Source organism: Weizmannia agrestimuris (assembly GCF_943193165.1).
Lineage (GTDB): Bacteria > Bacillota > Bacilli > Bacillales > Bacillaceae_C > Weizmannia > Weizmannia faecalis.
This window is the reverse complement of sequence record NZ_CALPDC010000034.1, coordinates 1-21,841: the sequence shown is the minus strand read 5'-3', so window position 1 is coordinate 21,841 and position 21,841 is coordinate 1. Positions and strand designations below refer to the sequence as shown.

The window sequence follows — 21,841 nt, the reverse complement described above, 5'->3', positions numbered from 1 at the left end:
GGGCACCTTAAAGATTGGGTTCATTTAAAATTCGGGGGTTTCTTTGATCGCATCAAGTACTTCCTGCTCTTTCATCGCTAACTCCTCCAATTCCTGCAAAATATCCGTGTCTATCGTCTTTTTTCGGTAATCTGCAGCAGAAAGCATCATCAGCCATGGATATGAGGCTGGTGGTTTCGCTTTCATCCCTCGTCTATATTTTTTCCACTTTATCATGAACTTTGTCAAATCAAATGTGTGTAATTCCAGATGCGGGCTCCACATAAAAAACTCCAAATCCTCATAAACATGAAAGCGGTTATGGAATCGTTTGGTTTGGTGCGGGAAAAGCAGGTAATTTAAGATAGAAATCATGATTGTAGGAACAAGTTCTGTATAATTTTGTCCGGCCTCTAACGTGGAAGAGAAAAGTTTTGTCCAATAATAAAGCACTCGTTCCCGCATATTGTGCTGATTTTCCACCTGGATTTCAACATTTATTCTCTCATGGTTGGATGTGTAAACGAGGATATCAAGCAGACCTGTTTTGCCGTCCGAGTCAGATTTAATGAGTGCGGTGTTCTCATACTGGACATCGACAATTCTGTCCTGCCCTTTTCGGGTCAGCAAGTCATTCAAAAAGGCAAGGGTGATGTTTTTCCGGCTCGGGTGGCCGAAAAGCTGTTTGAACATAAAGTCCATTTTGAGGTCAAGGTATTCTTTTGTCATGAGGATCCTTCCTTTCGGGGTTGTTTTGCGAGGGTTTCATAGAGTAAATCTATTAATTTGATATTATTTGAAATCTTTTCTGATGTCAACCCCATTTTTTCCAATTCCAGCCGGCCCCCCATCCCCCATAAAATATTTCTCCTCAAACGGGCCATCTATGAATTTGAAATTGCCCATAAAAAGTGTACGGACCGAAAAATGAAGGAGCCGGTATGCACGCGTACTCCTCCGGCTCCTAAAAAGACAAACCTGCAAATATTCCAGCTTCCTTATTTTGTGTCGAAAAACTTGCCATAGATCGGCACCCTAAACCGTTTTGCATCTGAAAATCCGGAAGCCGAGGATCTCTTTGGTTGACTCAAACATAATCATATGATGCTCAAGCATCTCAAAATACTGCACATCCACGCCCTCCGACAATGAAAAATCAGGGACATTTTGAACTCCAAATTGCAAATCATATTTTTCAGAATGGATGGATTGAAACCCTGCTTCTTGAAAAAGCTGCACCCACTGTTCCTCGGTTAAAATTCGGGATACTCCATAAAAGTCTTTGATGTGTGCTAATCTTTGGGGCGAAACAGGCTGCTCCAAAACCATTTCAATCGCAATTAAACATCCGCCGGGCTTCAGCACCCGCTGAAATTCCTGAACCGTTTTGGGCATATCGGTAAAAACGATCACCGACTCTGACAATACCAAATCAAATTGACTGTCTGCAAACGGGAGAGCCTCTGTGTTCCCGTGCACAATTTGTATCGGCAAACCTAATGACCGGACTCTTTTCCTGGCTTTTTCCACCATCAATTGATGATGATCCAGCCCTGTCACTTGGCATCCGTACTGCTGCGCGACGTATGCAGCAGTTTGGCCGGTGCCGCAGCCCGCATCAAGCACTGTTGTTTTTTTTCCTATATGTTCAGTCGATAATATATCCTGTGTCAGCTTGAAACCGCCTGGATGCGCTCCGCCGACTCCCAGTTCTGCTAAACAATTCAGGTAAGTATATTCCCGATCCACTCTAACCCCTCCCTTGCCATTCAAACAGCTGGCTCGTTTATATACCGTATGTACCATTGCAGAAATCGGTAACCGTTATCGTTTAAAAACATACTTTGGTTAAGAAAAAGCAATGGAGGAAGGCATATGGGGGTTGTTGAAACGGACAAGTGGCTGCGCCAATTATATCACCAGCCTGTAGCGATTTGCGAAAAGTTTAAAGCGCATTTTAAAGGCGCAAGTGCTGCGGAAATTTATGACTACCTGGCTTATCATGGCATGTACCAGCCGGAAGATAACGGAGCCGGGATTGTCCGGCAATTGCAAAACCGGCATGTTTGGGAAATCGTAAAAAATGAATTTCTTTGCTGCAAAAAAGAATGGAATGGGCCGGATGTTCCGATCTATATTTTTCCGTCTGACTCCGCCAATTTACTGATTCAAAAAGAATTTAACGGAAAATCAGGATTAGCCTTTAAAGATCAATTATTTTTATTTGTTTCGGCCCGGAACAGCGAAACAGAAATCAGGTCATTATTTGTCCATGAGTATAACCATGTTTGCCGGCTTACAAAATACCCGAAAGAGGAGGCCGATTATGTTTTATTGGATACGATTATTTTAGAAGGGCTGGCAGAAAATGCAGTTAGGGAAAAATTCGGGCGTAAATACGTTTCATCCTGGGCCTTTTCTTATTCCAATGACGAAATGGAAAAGATATGGAGACAATACGTGTACCCGCATAGAAACCTTAAAAAAACAAAACAGCAACATCAAGAGATTTTGTACGGTTCACGTGTCTATCCGAAAATGTCCGGTTATTGCGTCGGATACTACCTCGTCAAGCAATATCTTGAAAAAACCGGCCTCTCCGTAAAAGATGTGCTCAAAACCGATGCAAAGGTTTTGGCACAAATCGATTCCATGTAATTTTCATCCCTGCACCCGGGTTTCAAAATCCCGCACGATAATTCCACAAAAAGTCTGATCGTTTTGTCCACCGTATCCGCCGGCAAAAATCATATACTGTACCATTCCTAAAGGATTGGAGGATATTTTTATGTCATATCGTCACTTCCATGCACTATGCCATCGATACAGGGGCAGAGCGGTCCAAATCCGGACGGTTGATGGACGGATCCATAGAGGCATTATTCATCATGTGAGCGGAAACAGAGTGTTCCTTCGGCCGCTTGGAGGCCCCCGCAATCTTGGCGGATTTGGCTACGGAGGCTGGGGTTGGGGATGGGGATTTGGCTGGGGCATTGCCATCGGTTCAATCGCTGCTTTGGCTTTAATTCCTTTCTTCTTCTGGTAAGAAGTTTTTGCAGCATTTTTAGAAGCAGATAGGACTGGCGCAGCCCGGCCGGTGATAATCGGGTTCAGCCATGTACGGATTTACAGAAAGCGCCCTTCCCTTATGGAGAATTTCACATAGTATGTTATGGCTATTTCGAAAGGAGGTTAAAAAGATGTCTGATGGCGGCGTTTACAGTGGCGGTTTCGCTTTAGTCGTCGTATTGTTTATCCTGTTGATCATCATCGGTGCCTCATATGTCGGCGGTTACGGCGGCGGTTATGGCGGATATGGGGGCTACGGCGGGTGTTTTTGGTAAGCCATGCAATGAAGTAAGGGTCTCCGGCATTTAAAGTCCGTTTTCCATGCCCCCCTCACATGCTCGAAAGTTGCACGGAAAAAGGGAATGCTGCCTTATACAGCTTTATCATGAGAGCCGGAACAAAACCGGGGGTACGCATTGTGCTCCCGGTTTTGTTTTTAGGGTTTTCTTATCATTAAAATGCCCATTAAATGATTGGGTGGACAAGCCGGCCGTTTTTGCAATCCCCGCTGTCCCTGTTTCCATTAATACCGATTCATCAACGATTCAGCTATCTAATCACGAAGCCGGCATCCGCTGGACATCCAAATCAAATTGCGATAACGCCATGCTTAGCATGATCAGGAGTTAAGGATCGCTTTTTCGCCTCCGCACCAATCTATAAATCTTGCGGCAAAATTCGGTCTGTCCCCCCCTACCGAAACTTTCAAGCGAAATTAAGAAAAATTTAAAAGAAGCCCTCTAGACTAAGTTTCTGTAATAAACCCCAAAGGCACAGGATGGATTTCCTGGAAGGTCTGAATCCACAAGTAAAAAGATTGTGAAGTTGTTACAAAAAGGTGCTTCAACATACACTTGGGTCGCTGCAACGGTAAGTGCGCATCTCCGGCGACTTATCAGCTTGCAACAGATCAACCCGTGATGGACATCGGCGGTTTTACAGGAAGTGACCCGGCCCCGACCCTTTCCGCGTTTAAAAAATATGTCCGGCAAGGGAAGATCCACTACTTTATAATGGAAGAGGCTCCTTTGGCAATATGAAACAAATGGGCAAAACCTTGCAAGATGGCAAAAATATAGAAAACAATCCCCAAATGGCGCCATGGGCAGAGGTTCCAATTGATGGCGTTACCCTTTATGATTTAACGCAACCAAAATCGAAGTAAGCTCTATCGTGAAGACTGTCAAAAAAGGGTTGCTGCAAGGTGCAAAACGGTGAACGCTACCATTCATAGTGTTCACCGTCTTTTAGTGAATTGGCTGGCCAGTGATCGCTGACCTGTTCTGGTTTTTTGGGTTTCTTCCAATTGAACGCTCTTCGGCATTTGTCAAAAGAGATTTTTTACACGATTCGGGACTTTCGGTTTATATTTTCAATAAAAACGGCGTATTCCCCTTAAAAAGTACTAAAAAAAGACGATAAATTTACTAGACGGATTTGACAGGATTTAGGGTATTTTGATAGAACAAAGGCTAAAAGAATGAAATTTTAAATTTCAGGAACCCTCGAGCTGAAAGATCCAATTGGAAAGGAGATTGAAATGAAAAAAGGCTTAGTCATACCACTTTGTTTTGCAGTATTATCCACTCCTGCTTTTGATAAAACGGTACAGGGCGCTTCACTGACAAAATTCCTACATAGTTCAAGTGTACAAGCCGCAGCAAAAACAGAGACAAAATATGTCAATGTTGATGCGAATTCAAGCTTGACATTAAGAGCAAAGCCTTCAAAAAGTGCCGCCAAATTGGACAGCTTAAAAAAAGGAACAGCTGTATTGGTATACAATGTGTCTGATGGTTGGGCAGAAGTAAAATCCGGGACAAAAACGGGGTATGTTAGCGCGGAATATTTAACCAGCACAAAACCCGGCAGTACGGCAACGACAACGAGCACAACCAAAACAACGACGAAGTATGTCAATGTGGACAAAGGCTCCCATTTAATATTGCGTTCGAAGACCTCCACTTCGTCCAGCATTTTAGCAAGCTTGGCTAGAGGAGAAAAAGTGACGGTTTACTCTATTTCCGGGGATTGGGCGAAAGTAAAAGCCGGAAGTAAAACGGGCTATGTTCATGCATCTTTTTTGGTAAACTCAAATCCAGACAGCAATACAAGCACTTCAAAACCAGCCAAAACAACGACGAAGTATGTCAATGTGGACAAAGGTTCCCATTTAATATTGCGCTCTAAGGCCTCCACTTCGTCCAGCATTTTAGCAAGCTTGGCAAGAGGAGAAAAAGTGACGGTTTACTCCATTTCCGGGGATTGGGCAAAAGTAAAAGCCGGGAGCAAAACGGGCTATGTTCATGCATCTTTTTTGGCGAACTCAAATCCCGATAGCAGTGCAGACACTTCTACTCCGGCCAAAACAACGACGAAGTATGTCAACGTGGACAAAGGCTCTCATTTAATATTACGTTCGAAAGCCTCCGGAACGGCCAGCATTTTAGATAGCTTGGCTAGAGGCGAAAAGGTGACGGTTTACTCCATTTCTGGGGATTGGGCAAAAGTAAAAGCCGGGAGCAAAACGGGTTATGTTCATGCATCTTTTTTGGCGAATTCTAATCCCGATAGCAGTGCAGACACTTCTACTCCGGCCAAAACAACGACGAAGTATGTCAATGTGGACAAAGGCTCCCATTTAATATTGCGCTCCAAAGCCTCCACTTCGTCCAGCATTTTAGCAAGCCTGGCAAGAGGAGAAAAAGTGACGGTGTACTCTATTTCCGGGGAGTGGGCAAAAGTGAAAGCCGGCAGCAAAACGGGATATGTTCATGCCTCTTTTTTGGCGAACTCAAATCCCGATAGCAATGCAGACACTTCTACTCCGGCCAAAACAACGACGAAGTATGTCAATGTGGATAAAGGCTCCCATTTAATATTGCGTTCTAAGTCCTCCACTTCGTCTAGCATTTTAGCGAGCTTGGCAAGAGGAGAAAAAGTGACGGTATACTCCATTTCTGGCGACTGGGCAAAAGTAAAAGCCGGCAGCAAAACAGGGTATGTCCACGCATCTTTTTTGGCGAACTCAAATCCCGATAGCAGTGCAGACACTTCTACTCCGGCCAAAACAACGACGAAGTATGTCAATGTGGACAAAGGCTCCCATTTAATATTGCGCTCCAAAGCCTCCACTTCGTCCAGCATTTTAGCGAGCTTGGCAAGAGGAGAAAAAGTGACGGTTTACTCCATTTCCGGGGATTGGGCGAAAGTAAAGGCCGGGAGCAAAACGGGGTATGTCCACGCATCTTTTTTGGCGAATTCAAATCCGGACAACCATGCAGGCACTTCAACTCCTGCCAAAACAACGACGAAATATGTCAATGTGGACAAAGGTTCGCATCTGTTATTGCGTTCCAAAGCCTCCACAAGTGGCAAAAAATTAGCAAGTCTGCAAAGAGGCGAAAAAGTGACGGTTTACACCGCTTCCGGCCCATGGGTAAAAGTGAAAGCGAGAGGCATAACCGGTTATGTGCTCGCATCCTATCTGTCAAGTTCAGACCCTGATGCAAGCACAGCAGATGACGGCAATAACAGTTCCGAACCAACACCAGATTCTACGGTAACCAAATACACGACAGCAGATTTGAATTTACGTAAAGGGCCTTCTACCTTAACAAGTGTGATTGAAGTCCTTGATAAAGGAACAGCTGTAAAGGTCTACTCCGAAGAGGATGGCTGGGCAAAGGTAGAAATCGGTGGAAAAATTGGTTATGTCAGCACAAATTATTTAACATCCGCTGCAAAACAATCCAATGGCAAGGTGACATCGATTGTAAAAAAATATGATCTTTCACTGGATGAACTTGCAAATATTCAAATGAAAGTTTCGCCTCAAACAGATACAAATGAACGATATATCAGAAGTGATGCCATTAAGCTGACAAGCCATACAACAGGTGTTGTCCAAAACGGAAACTGGCATATCAGAGATGGTGCCGGTACAAAGAATCATGAAGTCGGCGAAACGCTTAAAGAAGGCACAAAGGTCACCATCTTATCCACTGTAAAAGGGGATGACGGCTATACATGGTATCAAATCAGTTATAACAAGGCATGGAAAAATGCCACGAAAAATGAAGTGAAATACTATTTAAATCCGAATAACTTTGTTTCGGATCCAGTCCGCTCACTTCAATTTTTGAAATTAACTTCGACCGCCAATCTGAATGCAACAGAAGTGAACCAAAAAATTCTTGCGGGTAAAGGCATTTTAGCCGGGAAAGCATCTGCATTTTTAACTGCAGCAAAACAAAATGGTATCAATGAAATTTATCTGATTGCTCATGCCTTACTTGAAACAGGAAATGGCACTTCCCAGCTGGCAAATGGGGTCAAGTATAATGGCAAGACAGTTTATAATATGTATGGGACTGGGGCGAATGATGGCAATGCCGTCCAAAATGGAGCCAGGTATGCCTATCAACATGGTTGGACGACCCCGGAAGCGGCCATCATTGGCGGAGCTAAATTTATCAGCAGCAATTACCTTGGCGCCGGTCAAGATACCTTGTATAAAATGAGATGGAATCCAGATGTCGCTGCAACATATGGCTATGCCTCCCATCAATATGCAACAGACATTGGCTGGGCTTACAAACAAGTGGATGAAATCTATAACTTATACAACCTATTAGACAATTACAATATCACATTGGAAGTTCCAAGTTATCAGTAACTGCCTGCAGCCATTAAGCTGTTCATAAGGATTTACGAATGAAGGCTATTCAAGACCTTGTAAAGAGCATGACAAATGGTAAAAGCTTCTCCCTTTTTGGGAAGCCGCTGAAAAAGTTCAAAAGAAAACATAAAAACGGCGAGACACCAGCATTCATAGTGTCTCACCGTTTTTTTGTCCTATATCTTGTATAGATAAAAATAAAACATCACTTTTTCAGTGCCCTTTTCCAGCATTGCCGTCAACGGCCTATGATGGGTTTTCCTTCAAATAAAACATACCCGTTTATTTTTCATTTTTGTTTCTCTCTATTAAAAAATCTAAAAGTTTATCAATTTTTGATCCTATTTCTTCAACAACCAAATCATTACGCTCATCTCGAGCCATAATTTCTCCCCTAAGTTCATCGTTCTCTCGCTGAAGAATATCTATGGTTTCTTCTGCTTCTTTTATTTGTTTTTTTAAATTGTCTAATTGCTTTAAGAGTTCTTTCCTGTCTTCATCCAATCAGCATTCCTCCTTATGGAAGTAATGAAAAGTTTAATCCATTTTCAATGTTAACTTATTAGAAATGGATTCTAAAAAGAGATTAATGAAACATCTTCCATTTCCCAAAGGATAAAAAGTACAACCTGGCTCTTATTCACCTTATTTTCTTCGCAGATTTAATTGAGTCAATGTGATCTTCTCCTACCACAATTCATTTATCATTCATTACGGCCGTTGTTTTCTCATTGCGCACATTTATTGGATGCCGGGCCTGGGCCCCTCTTTTTCCCACCTCCAACAAAGCATTTTCACCCTGACCTCTGGCGGAAACAAATCGGAAATAAAAAAAGCGGTACAGAAAACGATTTCTATTTTCTATACCGCCGTTCTCGTCATTTTACGATGATCCCGTTGATAAAGCTGATGATGCCCTCTTCCACTTCATCCCGGATATCCCGGTCATTGTGAATTTCATGCCGGTGTCCGGGATAAACTTTTGTTTTTACGTGATGTCCGGTTTGAACAAGCCAGTTCGATACAGCATATACCCCTTCCCCATATTGTCCCACCGGATCCTGGTCACCGGCAATGTTATAAACAGGAATCGATACCGGCACCTTTTCTGCCCACTCCGTTCCGACAATCATCTCCATCATCTGGACAAAATAGTAGAGTGAGCATATATTTGGCGGAGTTGTAAAATTATTAAACGGATCGTTTGCGTGGTCTGCCACAATATCCGGGTCGGAACTTATCCAGTCGTTTGGCGTTTTCGGTTGTTCAATCCGTTCCGTCATCCAGCCCATCAGTTCTTCCAAATAAGAAGGATCGGTTTCTTTCCCCTTGCCTTCATCGATCAGGTTCTTCAAAACAGGGAGCAGTTTGCTTGCATTCGGGAACCTGCCTGAAGTCCCGCACAGAATTAAACCGGACAAGCCAGCCCCATGGGTAGCAGCATAACCCCTGGCAATCATGGACCCCATACTGTGCCCAAACATGAAATAAGGCAAATCAGGATATTGTTCCTGTACAATCTTTCGAAGCGTATGCTCGTCCTCCGCCATCGTCATATAACCTTTATCTCCCCAGTCTCCCCAGTTGCCGGAATCATACGCTGTCTTTCCATGGCCGACATGATCATCTGCAGCAACGACAAAACCAGCCTCATTAAACTTTAAAATCATATGTAAATACCGCCGTGAATGTTCACCAAAACCGTGGACGACCTGGACAATCCCGCGCGGTTTACGGATCGGTGTGTAAATCCAAGCTTTTACGTTGTCTTTTCCGTTAAATGATTGAAAACTCAACTCTTGAAAAGCCAAACCAACCCCTCCTTTGCTCATCTCATTAAATTTCTTTTTATCAAGCTTTAAAAATATTAGCAACATAATACTGGGTTTGACTTGCAAAATTTTTTGGTCTAAATTTCCATTTTCCTAACTCTAATAATATACACCGGCTGATTTTCATTTTTCTGTTGATGCAGCGCGTTCACTACGACATGGGCATCTAATAAAACCTTTATGTCTTTTGCTTCAAAAAAATCATTTCCATTTAAACAATCTTCAATCGTGCTTATAAAAATTAATATTTGCTCAAAATGAAAGGATACCCCCGAGCCTCTGGCATAATTGAAAAAAACATGAAAATTCTTCTTTCCCGTACTTTTACCGGGTTGCTGAACGAATCCGATTTTCCAGCATAACCTGCCCCACCTTTACAGAATCATGCACTTATGAAAATGCATAATTCAGCTGCTCTTAATTGGGCAGAGTGATCAGAACCTACCACCAAATCTTGGTATTTAGCAAGCCAAATAACCATTAAAATGTTTTCCCCATTTCAACCGCCTTTTTGATAGCTTCCTCCATAATATCTTCAGCTCGTTCAGGAAAGTGGTCCATTCCCTCAATAAATAATTGTTGAAAATCTTTAAAGCCCAAGAAAGTGAATAACGTTTTTACATATTGGCTTGCAGGGTCACTGCCGTTGTAGACACTTCCGCTTGATTGAATGTGCAGTGCTTTTTTTCCTTCCAATAAACCAACAGATCCCTGGTCTGTGTATTTGAAGGTTTTCCCTGCCACTGTAATGGTATCAATCCAAGCTTTTAAACGAGTGGGCACGCTTAAATTCCACAAAGGATTTGCAATAACTACTTTATCCTTTTCCAAAAAACTTGCAGTAAAAGAATCAAACAGCGTCACTTTGTGTTGCTGTTCAATTGATAATGAGTAAAAAGGAACCTTTTGTTTTAATTTATTCCACGCTTCCAACAGGTCCCTGTCAATTTCAGGAATGGTGATATCATACAAATTGATTTCTTCTATTTCATCGTCTGGATGATGCTCCCGGTAAGACTTTAAAAAAACATTCGTCACTTTCATTGTACGCGAGTATTCTTCGGAAAACGGATGGGCTTTTACAACCAATACTTTCGACATTTTTGAGGCTCCTTTACATGTTTTACTATTATTTTATGGGTAAGCGCCTTCAAATTCAATCTATTTATTTATTTCATCCACGCACTCACACGGAGTACGACATGAATACCTTTTCCAATTGGGTCCTTGTTCTGTTGGCAACTGCCGGCAAAATCGGGTGGTGACAGGCATCTCAAAAAAGAATTCCGGCCCCGCTTTTAAAAAACATACGGAGCCGGCATTTTTTATGGTTTTAATACGACTTTAATGCAGCCATCTTTATGATCATTGAACAATTGATAGGCCTCGCTTGCTTTATCCAGCGAAATTTTATGGGTTATGATTTCAGTTGGGTCAAACTTTTTCTCTGTAATGTCTTGAAAGAGTTTCGGCATCAGATGTACAGCCGGCGCCTGTCCCATTTTCAGGGTGATATTGCGTTCGAACAGCCTGCCAAGCGGGAATGCATTGTAAACCGAACCGTATACCCCTGTCAGCTGGATAGTACCAAACTTCCTGACTGCTTCCATCGCAATTTGAATTGCGCTGATTGTGCCACCCTGCAACTTGAGTTTTTGTTCGATTGCTTCAATCGCCGATTTTTTTCCGTCCATGCCGACGCAATCGATCACAACATCAGCCCCGCCATTGGTAATCTCACGTAAATACTTTCCCATCTCATCGTATTCTTTAAAATTATAAACTTCGACTCTATTCATTTTTTTGGCATGCTTTAACCGGTATGGCACATGGTCAACTGCAATTACCCTGCTGGCCCCGTTCAGCCATGCAAATTTCTGGGTCATCAAGCCGATCGGCCCGCAGCCGAGCACAACGACCGTGTCTCCCTGTTTCACACCGGCATTTTCAACACTCCAATATGCCGTTGGAAGCACATCCGACAAGAACAGCAACGCCTCGTCTTCCAACTCACAAGATTCGGGAATCACAAACGGCATTTGATTGCCGAACGGTACACGCAGGTACTCAGCCTGCCCGCCCGGAATATCTCCGTACCGCTCTGTATAACCAAATAAACCGCCTGTGTCGACCTCTTCATTCGGATTCGAGTTGTCACACTGGGACTCCATCCCGTGCTGGCAGTAATAGCAATGCCCGCACGAAACCGTAAACGGCAGCACAACCCGGTCGCCTTTTTTTACTTTTGTGACTTCCGAGCCGACCTCTTCAACGATTCCCATCGGTTCATGCCCGATCACAAATCCCGGGCGCGCCGGCAAAGCTCCGTTATAAATATGCAAATCAGATCCGCAAATGGCCGTTGAGGTAATTCTGACTAAAATATCATCCCGCTTTTTTAATGACGGATCATCAACTTCTTTTACCTGTATGTCTTTCGCACCTTGAAATGTAACTGCCTTCACTGCCATAACCTCCTTTTATACAGACCTATACCCATGTTCTTTCATTCTTATGTATATCAAGAGATTTTTATCAATTTGGAAGCGCATTCCTGATTATCTAACCGATCTTGGAAATACGGCATTTTCAGGACAACATTTGACATCCAAGGTTGAATCTGTGCAGGGCATAAGTTTTCTGTATAGGAGGTCCAAGCATATTTCTTCCATACTGAAACGGCCTCCCATATCCGGAGGCCGTTTCATTTCATCTTGAATTTTCAACATGGTTTTTGACTTTCCACCTGTTTCAAATACTGTCCAGAAACGATTGGATAAACGGAATGGCAGCACCGACCGGCACACCGTCTTCATTGGAACGGCTAATAAAAATAAACGGTTCTTCGCTTGGAAAAGCTGTCTTCTCATTTACCTTTTCATGGAGAATTTGTAAATCTTCATCTTTTAAATACGGGGAAATATGCCCGCCTAAAATAAAATCCCGGTTGATTACAAGGCGAATATTATTAATGGAAAAAGCCAGATGTTCTATAAAAGTATGCCATCTTTCCACATAGGAAGGCACCCCTGAACGAACTTTCTGGAAGAAAAATGCCAGGGATTCTTCTTTTTTTAATAGTGCATGGATGGAACAGAGCGTTTCCATGCAGCCTCTTTTCCCGCAGTAACACAAAGAACCATTCGGATCAATTGTCATATGTTCGACAGTCCCGCTGTGCCCATCTTTTCCCATATAAATTTGGTCATTGATAATAATCGCTCCGCCAAGATGCGTCCCGATCGATAAATATACTGCATCCCCAATGTCTTTTCTCATCCAAAGCTCTGTTGTAGCCGCACATTTTGCATCGTGTAAGAACTTGCAAGGATAGTCAAGATGCCGAGCAAAAACATGGATATCCAATCCTGTACAATCCAATATTTTGCCGTACACAATTTTTTCTCCGTCGTTAGAAGTCAGGGCCTGTACTGCAAATCCAATTCCCAGCACTTGCTCTTTCTTAAAATCAAAATGATCGATAAATGCCTGTACTTCCTGGCTAACTTGTTTGAAATAATGGTCGTCATTTGCATAAGTCAGATACAGCTCTTTTTGCTGAAAGACTGTGCCTCGTAAATCAACCGCCAAAATGCGGACTTTCTCTTTTTGGATTTCAACTCCGATCCCAATACGTGCCTGTTGACATACGGTATATGCCGCAGCCCGTCTGCCAACAGAAGATTCGAAGTATCCGCTTTTTTGAATTAGATTCTTCTTCTCCAACTGCGTCAAATGCTGGCTAACGGTTGGCAGACTTAAATGAAGCATATTCGCAATTTCTTGTTTGGAAAGTTTTTTGTGCTGATAAATCAAGTGATAGATTAAGGAATAATTATTCTTTTTTATATCTTTCAATGTCATGCTATTCGTCATGTGATGACCCCATTATATAAATACGATTTATAAAAACAGTTGTTTAAATTCACTATAACATACAGACTAATGCCTCACAACTTAGGAATGGCATCATACAGACGATTTTTTCAAATCTTCTAAAATATTTTGGTCCCAATTTTTTAAGCGCTTTCTGTTGACACTCCCATAAAAGCGTTTTATTATATAAACAAGTTTTATAAAATGATTTTATAAAATAACTTATCAAAGGGGAGTAAGCGAAATGGGAATAATCGAGAAAATGAGATTGGATGGAAAAAAGATTTTCGTAACAGGCGGCGCAAGAGGGATTGGTAAAAGCGTTGCCACTGCTTTTGCTGAAGCGGGTGCAGACATTGCAATTGTTGACGTGGATTTAAAAGAAGCAGAAAAAACCGCCAGAGAACTGCAAGAAAATCATCCGGTCCAGGCCATTGCAGTACAAGCCGATGTGACAAAACCTGGGGATGTAAAGGCAATGACCACAAAAATATTGGATGCATTCGGGCGGATTGATGTTGCGTTTTGCAATGCAGGGATTTGCCTGAATGTCCCGGCTGAAGAAATGACCTTCGAACAATGGAAAAAAGTCATAGATGTAAACCTTACAGGGATCTTTTTAACCGCACAGGCAGCCGGCAAAGTGATGATTCAACAAGGTGGCGGTTCAATTATCAATACAGCCTCCATGTCCGGACATATTGTCAACGTACCGCAGCCGCAATGCTCCTACAATGCTTCTAAAGCAGGCGTTATTCAATTGACGAAATCACTGGCTGTCGAATGGGCGGACAAAAATGTGCGGGTCAACTGTATCAGCCCGGGATATATGGGCACAGAACTGACATTAAATTCTCCAAGTCTGAAGCCCTTAATTGAACAATGGAACAAGATGGCCCCGCTTCACCGGATGGGAAAACCGGAAGAATTGCAATCCATTTGTGTATACCTTGCAGGTGACACGAGCACATTTACAACCGGTGCTGATTTTGTTGTAGATGGTGCCTTCACTTGTATCTAATGATTCTATCATTACGAGCTCGCCCGAAATAAAAACCTTATATTCACTTGTCAATGAGCAAAACGAACTGGAAATTGACATCAACTTTGGATTTGAAACTTATTATACGAGGAGCTTATTTAATGAACTATTTACTAGGAACAGACATTGGAACTTCAGGAACAAAGACAGTACTGATGGATACAGAAGGCCATCTGATTGCCCAGGACTTGCAAGAATATGACATTATCACCCCGAGACCTCTATGGGCGGAGCAGTGGCCGGACGTATGGCTAGACGCGGCCAAAACCTCTATCCGCAACACGGTACAAAAATCCGGCATTCCAAAAGAAAAGATTGCCGGGATTGCAATTAGCGGGCTTTACGGAGGTTCCGGCATACCGCTGGATGAAAACTTGAAACCTGTAAGGCCTTGCATGATCTGGATGGACAGAAGAGCTGAAGAAGAAACGAAATGGGTGCTTGAGCATATCGGGGAAGAAAACTTGCAGGAAATCACTTATAACGGGGCAGATCCATATTACGGCTACACAAAAATTTTATGGATGAAACGCCATGAACCGGAAAACTGGAAAAAAACGAAACTCTTTCTCCCGCCTAACGATTACGTCATCTACCATTTGACTGGTGAAATTGCGATTGACTATTCTTCGGCAGGCAATATTGGCGGGATCTTTGACATGAATACAAGGACATGGTCAAAAACATTAATGGATCAAATGGGAATTCCTATGTCGATGATGCCGCAAAGGATTGTAGAGTCAACGGATATCGTTGGCGGATTGACGAAAAAAGCAGCAGAAGAACTGGGGCTTTCTGAAGGTATGCCCGTCATCGCCGGCGGAATCGACTGCGGCGCCGCAAACATCGGGCTGGGGGTATTGGAATCCGGCATTTACGCCGCTTCTATCGGCACTTCGATGTGTGCTGCACTTATCTCCGACCAGCCTGCGAAAGGAAAAGGTTTGATTGTCTGGCCTTATTTATATGACGCCAAACGATTATCGTATTGTTTTGCAGGAGCCAATACGGCAGGCGCGATCGTCAAATGGTTCAAGCAAACCCTGTGCCAGTTTGAATTGGAAGCAGAGAAACACGGCGGCAGAAATGCTTATGATATTTTAAATGAACAGGCATCGAAAATTCCTGCCGGCAGTAATGGCCTTATCGTCCTTCCGTATTTTATGGGGGAAAGAGCCCCAATATGGGATTCAGATGCCAAGGGCACAATTATTGGGCTCTCGCTTGCCCATACAAAAGCACATCTTTATCGTGCATTCTTAGAGGCAGTTGCCTATTCTTTAAGAAATGCCATGGAAGCAACCGGTGAAAATGTGGGGAATTCCATCTACATTGCCGGCGGGGTAACAAAATCTAAAGTCTGGCGGCAAATTTTTGCGGACGTAACCGGCTACCCTGTCATTTGCCCGCTCCATGATGTTGAAGCCAATATGGGGGATGTAATTCTTGCCGGAATCGGAACAGGACTTTTAAGTTACGAAGACGCAAAAAAATGGCAGGTGTTAGATGAAAAGATCCTGCCAAATCCGGAAAACCATGAAAAATATAATGCCTGCTATCAAGTTTATCAATCTGCCTATCAACATTTAAAACAAGATATGAAAGCGATATCCCGCCTTGTTGAATCACCAACAAGATAGACAGAGCGGACATGATTTGCTTATTGGCTGGTTTTCCAGCCTCGCCATCATGTCCAGTTGTGGCGCCATTACGATACAGCGGCCCAACGGAAATTCAAAAAAGGGGATGTGAGTTAAATGGAGAAATGGAAAAAAAGAATGGGGTATGGTGTAGGAGATTTAGGTTGTAACCTTGTGTTTGGGACAATGGCATCTTATCTGATGTTTTTCTATACGGACGTCTTTGGCATTACAGCAGCCGCTGCCGGCACATTAATGCTCGTCACGAAAATTATCGATGCATTTGCGGATACCGGAATGGGATTGATCGTTGACCGGACCCATACGAGATGGGGCCAGGGGAGGCCTTATTTTATCATCGGAGCTGTTCCATTTACTGTTTTTACCATCCTTACGTTTATCGTGCCGGATACCGGAATGACTGGAAAATTGGTCTGGGCCTATGTGACGTTTACTTTGCTGAATATCGCATATACCGTTGTCAATATTCCGTTAAACACGATCGTTCCAAGACTGACTTCAGACGTACATGAACGAAACTGGCTTGTAACGACCAGAATGATTTGCGCTTTATTGGGAACAGCATTGGTGATGTCCATTACAACACCACTTGTAAACCTGTTCGGGCAGGGAAGCACACAAAAAGGCTTTCTCATTACGATGTCGTTATATGCTGTTCTCGCCTTATTGATATTTGTGATTACCTTTATGAACACAGAAGAAGTTGTACCCCCGGCTGTCAAACAGGAAAAACATTCGTTTTTGGAGGATCTAAAAGGATTAACCGGCCAGAGCATCCTGTTCTTTATCTTGAACTTTCTTTACTTTGCATTATTTGTGATCCGGAATACCACGGTCATCTATTATTTTACCTATAATCTGGGACGTTCCAGCTGGTTAACTTTTGTAGGGCTTTTCGGTATTTTGTCCGGCTTGCCCATGCTGATCGTTCTTCCATTTTTGCAGAAAAAAATATCAAAAAGGGCTTGTTTGCTGTTAAGCACAGCGATTTACATTATCGGCGATTTAATGATCTACTTTGGAAGCGCATTCCCAGTTGTACTGATTGCCGGGTTAGCCGTAACGGGTCTTGGAATATACGGCATTTTTGGGACAACATTTGCCATCCAACCAGATGTCATCGACTACTCGGAGTATCAGAAAAAAAGAAGCATATCCGGTATGATTGCTGCTTTCCAGGGTTTTTGTGTGAAATTAAGCATGGGACTGGCAAGCGCGCTGATCGGGATATTCTTAAAAATGGGCGGCTATGTCCCGAACGCAACACAAACCCCGACTGCTTTAAAATATATTGAAGCTTCATTTATATGGATTCCCATGTTGATCTGCCTGCTTATCGGCATCACGACCTGTTTCTATAAACTGGACCAACAACGGGAAAAAATGAGTATCGAACTGGAGCGCCGCCGTCAAATCTTTAACTCTCAATCGGCAGAAACAGTATAACCCGGTTTTTCTTCTATATCCCCCCTCATTTTCAAAGGGGGGATATTTTCAAGCGGTGACAGGGCACACGCATATTGATTTATCTGTACTGGGGCGGCCCCCATTATCGGAGGCCGCTTCGCCCTAGTTCACCTTCACTTATTCATTTACACAAAATATTTTACATTCTCTTAGACTTAGCAAAAACTTGAAGGGCTTTAGTAAATATTCAATGCAAGGGTTATATAGAAAATACTAAAAGAACTTTGCATTTGAAAGCTGATTGAATGCATAAAGAATAACCAAGTATTTTCGCCGATGTATTCTTTTATATATTAAGGCAGAGCTTGCTGACAAATGGGATGTAAGCCAAAATCAGATCCGTTCAGCAAACCCTAGTTCATGAATCGGACAGTTCATTCAATCTTGCATTTAAAGCATTTAGCTTTCTTTGGCGCTTAGGTTCGTTATCTTCAGCATTAGCTACTTTAAAGAGTTGCCTCACTTCCTTTTTGGTTGCAACTTTGTGTTGTACGCAAAAAAAACAAAAATCTTCAAGTGTATCTTGTATAATGAGCTCGGGGGTATCGTATTCACTGGCTGCTGTGCATATTTCTTCATCATGGATAATTTCTCGTATCTCATAATCATTGCTGCAAATGATTCTAGCTTGCAATAACATTGCAGCAGCCAATGTGTGAATTTCACCAAGATTGCTTGTGCTTTTAAGTATCATTCCAAGATTTCTCTTTTTTTCATAAAGCCTCTTAAAGCTCTCTCCAATATATCGTTCATAGTAACGATATATTTCAAATTCATCGTGAGAAAGACATTGTACATCATCCGGATCAAAAAGTTGCCACCTTTGTTCATGAATTTGTTTTTCCGCCACTGATCTGTTCAATAGGAGTTCATTCAAAACTGAGATATGGATGTATACATCCTCGTAAAGCTGATTAATCCACCCGATGACATCGCTTTTTTTATAAACAGCCGCGAGTTGAATAATATTGGTATCAATAAAGACTTTCCCTCTTCTCACAAATCTTCTTCCTCTTCCTGTGAGATCGTGCGTTCACGATTTGTTTCCGTTTGATACCTTATCGCCGTTTCCGGAGAGATTTGAGCCAATTTTCCAGATGCTTCTGCTTTATTTAATAATCTTTTTTCAACAGCTTCAGCGATAACGCTTTCATATTTGCTAAAGCTTTTAATGGGAAAAGGCTCATCAAGCGGGCTGTTTGCGAGATGGTGTGCTTTACGAAGTGAAATCCACTCTTTTTCTTTTATTGCTATCAAGCGGCGGGATTTTGATAACTTTAATTCGAGTATCCGTCTTGCCACAGCTTCGTATGGTGCTGCGGCCATGTCAGCAATCATGATGATCGCTTTTTCTTCTCCAAAGTCCTGTTTCAGTCTTCCCCATAGCAGACGGACAAGCGAGGCAGGCATCATTACCGCTGCAGCAAACCGGTCAGCTGCTCTTTCATGGTCAATTTCTTCACTAATGACTTCTTTGTATCCTAATAAATGCCAAAATTCATGTGCAACTGTAAAATATCTTATGCGTAAAGGCTGCCGGGTATTGATGGCCACAAAAACTTGTTCCGAATCAACATTTACAGTAGCGCCGAAATATTCGTTGTCCGGCACATCTTGAAAAATAACATGTGATATTTCTTGAAGTTTTAACTCAATCCCCGGGCCGATAAATATTTCGGCGCCAAAATGATCAGTTAAAAATTGCCCGGCGAAAGCTTCACCAACTTGTTCCGACTGTAACTTCAGCTTACTCATATGGTTTCTCCCCAGTAGCACGATTGATCTCCTCAATCCGTAAACAATCTTCAATTGCAAATAACATATTTTCCAACTGGCGTTTGGCAGCCCTCGAATTGGCTTTCCCGCGTAAAGAAAGTACATAAGGTTTTTCTGAACGATCTTCAGCTAACAATTCTTCAACGGTAATCCCCATAACTTTTGCGACTTGAGCCATTCTGTTTGGAAGAAATTGCCGTTTTCCTGTTAAAATATGTCCCATTAAGGATTTACTGATTCCTACTTCCTCAGCAAGATCTTGAATGGATTTTCCTTCCGTGTCAAGCCAATCTCTCACTTTTTTGATTGCCGCTTCATTGGCTTTATTCATGAATTACACTCCCTCAATTATTCCTATATCTTTATTATATACAAAACCACGCAAAAAGTGTAGACGTCTACAAAAGTTGCAGCATAGTATCTCCCTTGTTTGGGATACCTTATACGAATACACTATTCATTGCATTTGGTAATAATTGACCAATATCCCCAGCTTAAAACACCAGCTGAAGGCGATGGAATTTTCACCTAAAACGATCTATCATTCCAGGATATGGAGAAACGGCCCCCTACCTGGAGGCCGTTTCGTCTTACTTCACCTTTACATATCGGTATTTGCTTTTATTCCCTGCCTTGTCTTTTGCATAAATCTTTAATGTGGAACCTCTTTTTTGCTTCTTCATATGCACCGAATAGGTTCCTTTTGAATTTGCCGTTGCTTTGCCGACGTAATGGCTACCGTTGTAAACATAAACCGTAGCATGTTTTTCCGCCTTACCGGAAACCTTTGTTGATTTGTAAGTGACCTTTCCTGCTGTTGGAACGCCAGGGGCGGTTTTATCTGCAACCTTAAACGATTTGCCTGCACTTGTATTTTTGGATTTATCTGTCGCGTAGGCCATCAGAGTCGTTCCAGCCTTTTGTTTCGATTTGATCCTGATTGAGAAGTTGCCTTTACTGTTTGCTGTCCCAGTCCCCAGCACCGTTTTACCACGTTTAATCGTCACTTTTGCGCCGGCTTCTGCTTTACCTGTAATCGTTGTTTGATTATCACCAAACCGATCGACGGACGGGGCTGATGGTGCTGTTTTGTCTTCCACTTTGAACGATTTGCCTGCACTTGTATTTCCCGCTTTATCTGTCGCATAGGCCGTCAGAACCGTTCCTACTTTTTGCTTCGATTTAATCCTGACTGAGAAGCTACCCTTACTACTTGCTGTCCCTGTCCCCAGCAAAGTTTTGCCACGTTTAATCGTCACTTTGGCGCCGGCTTCTGCTTTACCGGTAATCGTTGTTTGATTATCGCCAAACCGATTGACGGACGGGGCTGATGGTGCTGTTTTGTCTTCCACTTTGAACGATTTGCCTGCACTTGTATTTCTCGATTTATCTGTCGCATAGGCTGTCAGAGTCGTTCCTGCCTTTTGCTTCGATTTGATCCTGATTGAGAAGGTGCCTTTACTGTTTGCTGTCCCTGTCCCCAGCACCGTTTTACCACGTTTAATCGTCACTTTGGCGCCGGCTTCTGCTTTACCGGTAATCGTTGTTTGATTATCGCCAAACCAATTGACAGACGGGGCTGATGGTGCTGTTTTGTCTACCACTTTGAACGATTTGCCTGCACTTGTATTTCCCGCTTTATCTGTTGCGTAAGCTGTCAGAGTCGTTCCTGCCTTTTGCTTCGATTTGATTTTGACTGAAAAGCTACCCTTACTACTTGCTGTGGCTGTACCCAAAATCGTTTTTCCGGATTTAATCGTTACGGTTGACCCAGCCTCGGCTTTACCTGTAATCACTGTTTGGTTATCGCCAAATGGTTGAACCGTTGGCGCTGCCGGAGCCGTTTTGTCAATGACCGTTACCGTTGTTTCACCGCTCTTATGCCCTGCTGCATCTTCCGCATAAACGACAAGCTTCGTTCCTGCTTTTTGTTTTGCGATTGATACCTTGAATGCACCGGTATTATCGGCCTTTGCCGTGCCTAAGACGTTCGATCCAGATTTTACCGTTACTTTCGCGCCCGCTTCTGTGGTTCCTGTAACCGCAGTGCTTGCATCGCTTACTTTATTCACTTTCGGCGCTGCTGGAGCTGTTTTATCAATGACCGTTACCGTTGTTTCACCGCTCTTATGCCCTGCTGCATCCTCTGCATAAACGACAAGCTTCGTTCCTGCTTTTTGTTTTGCGATGGTTACCTTGAATGCACCGTTATTATCGGCCTTTGCCATACCTAAGATGTTTGAGCCCGATTTTACTGTGACTTTCGCGCCCGCTTCCGTGGTTCCTGTAACCGCAGTGCTTGCATCACTTACTTCATTCACTTTCGGCGCTGCCGGAGCCGTTTTGTCAATGACCGTTACCGTTGTTTCACCGCTCTTGTTCCCTGCTGCATCCTCTGCATAAACGACAAGCTTCGTTCCTGCTTTTTGTTTTGCGATGGTTACCTTGAATGCACCGT

At 42.9% G+C, this 21,841-nt stretch carries 17 protein-coding genes and 2 pseudogenes; 8 read left to right on the top strand and 11 right to left on the bottom strand.

The features are described from left to right. Positions 1-39 precede the first annotated feature (39 nt). Positions 40-708 (bottom strand): annotated as a pseudogene (locus NFR98_RS12015) (Rpn family recombination-promoting nuclease/putative transposase); the annotation flags it as partial. A gap of 306 nt (positions 709-1,014) precedes the next feature. Further along, positions 1,015-1,728 (bottom strand): class I SAM-dependent methyltransferase, encoded by a 714-nt coding sequence (locus tag NFR98_RS12010; protein ID WP_035191120.1) that lies wholly within the window; start codon positions 1,726-1,728, stop codon positions 1,015-1,017. 126 nt (positions 1,729-1,854) lie between these two features. Between NFR98_RS12010 and NFR98_RS12005 the strand changes: the two genes are divergently transcribed. The 5 genes and pseudogenes from NFR98_RS12005 (at position 1,855) to NFR98_RS11990 (ending at position 7,726) form a co-directional block, all read left to right on the top strand. After that, entirely contained in the window at positions 1,855-2,637 is a 783-nt protein-coding gene (locus NFR98_RS12005) for a DUF2268 domain-containing putative Zn-dependent protease (protein WP_014096208.1), read from the top strand. A gap of 130 nt (positions 2,638-2,767) precedes the next feature. Continuing rightward, a complete protein-coding gene (locus NFR98_RS12000) occupies positions 2,768-3,025 on the top strand; it encodes a hypothetical protein (RefSeq protein ID WP_014096209.1) in 258 nt (85 codons plus the stop codon). A 154-nt stretch (positions 3,026-3,179) separates the two neighbouring features. Then, positions 3,180-3,260 (top strand): annotated as a pseudogene (locus NFR98_RS15910) (YjcZ family sporulation protein); the annotation flags it as partial. Between the two features lie 642 nt (positions 3,261-3,902). Continuing rightward, on the top strand, positions 3,903-4,088 hold the full coding sequence (locus NFR98_RS15930; RefSeq protein ID WP_456012362.1) for a mannosyltransferase YkcB-related protein: 186 nt from the start codon (positions 3,903-3,905) through the stop codon (positions 4,086-4,088). 500 nt (positions 4,089-4,588) lie between these two features. Next, on the top strand, positions 4,589-7,726 hold the full coding sequence (locus NFR98_RS11990) for an SH3 domain-containing protein (protein ID WP_251460191.1): 3,138 nt from the start codon (positions 4,589-4,591) through the stop codon (positions 7,724-7,726). 285 nt (positions 7,727-8,011) lie between these two features. Here the strand turns inward: NFR98_RS11990 and NFR98_RS11985 are convergent, their stop codons facing one another. The 5 genes from NFR98_RS11985 to NFR98_RS11965 all read right to left on the bottom strand — a co-directional run bounded on the left by NFR98_RS11985 (position 8,012) and on the right by NFR98_RS11965 (position 13,437). Continuing rightward, the gene (locus tag NFR98_RS11985) at positions 8,012-8,233 is read right to left on the bottom strand and encodes a hypothetical protein (protein WP_017552069.1); all 222 of its coding nucleotides are present in this window, start codon (positions 8,231-8,233) and stop codon (positions 8,012-8,014) included. A 374-nt stretch (positions 8,234-8,607) separates the two neighbouring features. Further along, positions 8,608-9,540, bottom strand: coding sequence for an alpha/beta fold hydrolase (locus NFR98_RS11980; protein WP_017552067.1), 933 nt, complete (start codon positions 9,538-9,540; stop codon positions 8,608-8,610). Positions 9,541-10,041: 501 nt separating this feature from the next. Further along, on the bottom strand, positions 10,042-10,662 hold the full coding sequence (locus NFR98_RS11975) for an FMN-dependent NADH-azoreductase (protein WP_251460190.1): 621 nt from the start codon (positions 10,660-10,662) through the stop codon (positions 10,042-10,044). 224 nt (positions 10,663-10,886) lie between these two features. Beyond that, positions 10,887-12,026 carry a zinc-dependent alcohol dehydrogenase gene (locus tag NFR98_RS11970; RefSeq protein ID WP_251460189.1) on the bottom strand — a complete coding sequence of 380 codons (1,140 nt, stop codon included), beginning with the start codon at positions 12,024-12,026 and terminating at the stop codon, positions 10,887-10,889. A gap of 286 nt (positions 12,027-12,312) precedes the next feature. Next, positions 12,313-13,437, bottom strand: coding sequence for an ROK family transcriptional regulator (locus tag NFR98_RS11965; protein ID WP_251460188.1), 1,125 nt, complete (start codon positions 13,435-13,437; stop codon positions 12,313-12,315). A gap of 244 nt (positions 13,438-13,681) precedes the next feature. On the opposite strand from NFR98_RS11965, the gene NFR98_RS11960 reads away from it, so the two are divergent. From NFR98_RS11960 to NFR98_RS11950, 3 genes are all read left to right on the top strand, one after another. Then, a complete protein-coding gene (locus tag NFR98_RS11960; protein ID WP_251460187.1) occupies positions 13,682-14,458 on the top strand; it encodes an SDR family oxidoreductase in 777 nt (258 codons plus the stop codon). Positions 14,459-14,580: 122 nt separating this feature from the next. Beyond that, positions 14,581-16,119, top strand: a complete 1,539-nt coding sequence (locus tag NFR98_RS11955; protein ID WP_251460186.1) for an FGGY-family carbohydrate kinase — start codon at positions 14,581-14,583, stop codon at positions 16,117-16,119. 117 nt (positions 16,120-16,236) lie between these two features. Continuing rightward, a complete protein-coding gene (locus NFR98_RS11950; protein WP_211062485.1) occupies positions 16,237-17,586 on the top strand; it encodes an MFS transporter in 1,350 nt (449 codons plus the stop codon). Positions 17,587-17,965: 379 nt separating this feature from the next. Here the strand turns inward: NFR98_RS11950 and NFR98_RS11945 are convergent, their stop codons facing one another. The 4 genes from NFR98_RS11945 to NFR98_RS11930 form a co-directional block, all read right to left on the bottom strand. Continuing rightward, entirely contained in the window at positions 17,966-18,607 is a 642-nt protein-coding gene (locus NFR98_RS11945; RefSeq protein ID WP_017551431.1) for a hypothetical protein, read from the bottom strand. After that, positions 18,604-19,422, bottom strand: a complete 819-nt coding sequence (locus NFR98_RS11940; protein ID WP_235221868.1) for an ImmA/IrrE family metallo-endopeptidase — start codon at positions 19,420-19,422, stop codon at positions 18,604-18,606. Before NFR98_RS11940 ends, NFR98_RS11945 begins: the two co-directional genes overlap by 4 nt. Then, entirely contained in the window at positions 19,355-19,714 is a 360-nt protein-coding gene (locus NFR98_RS11935; protein ID WP_013858322.1) for a helix-turn-helix domain-containing protein, read from the bottom strand. The genes NFR98_RS11940 and NFR98_RS11935 overlap by 68 nt, the downstream gene beginning before the upstream one ends. A gap of 259 nt (positions 19,715-19,973) precedes the next feature. Next, positions 19,974-21,841, bottom strand: a 1,868-nt coding sequence (locus NFR98_RS11930; protein WP_251460184.1) for an Ig-like domain-containing protein, incomplete at its 5' end; no start/stop codon positions are given.

Bases quoted from the DNA above. Each gene is read 5' to 3' on its own strand.
- NFR98_RS12005 (WP_014096208.1), top strand. From the start codon at position 1,855: ATGGGGGTTGTTGAAACGGACAAGTGGCTGCGCCAATTATATCACCAG.
- NFR98_RS12000 (WP_014096209.1), top strand. From the start codon at position 2,768: ATGTCATATCGTCACTTCCATGCACTATGCCATCGATACAGGGGCAGA.
- NFR98_RS11990 (WP_251460191.1), top strand. From the start codon at position 4,589: ATGAAAAAAGGCTTAGTCATACCACTTTGTTTTGCAGTATTATCCACT.
- NFR98_RS11975 (WP_251460190.1), bottom strand. From the start codon at position 10,662: ATGTCGAAAGTATTGGTTGTAAAAGCCCATCCGTTTTCCGAAGAATAC.
- NFR98_RS11965 (WP_251460188.1), bottom strand. From the start codon at position 13,437: ATGACGAATAGCATGACATTGAAAGATATAAAAAAGAATAATTATTCC.
- NFR98_RS11960 (WP_251460187.1), top strand. From the start codon at position 13,682: ATGGGAATAATCGAGAAAATGAGATTGGATGGAAAAAAGATTTTCGTA.
- NFR98_RS11955 (WP_251460186.1), top strand. From the start codon at position 14,581: ATGAACTATTTACTAGGAACAGACATTGGAACTTCAGGAACAAAGACA.
- NFR98_RS11950 (WP_211062485.1), top strand. From the start codon at position 16,237: ATGGAGAAATGGAAAAAAAGAATGGGGTATGGTGTAGGAGATTTAGGT.
- NFR98_RS11935 (WP_013858322.1), bottom strand. From the start codon at position 19,714: ATGAATAAAGCCAATGAAGCGGCAATCAAAAAAGTGAGAGATTGGCTT.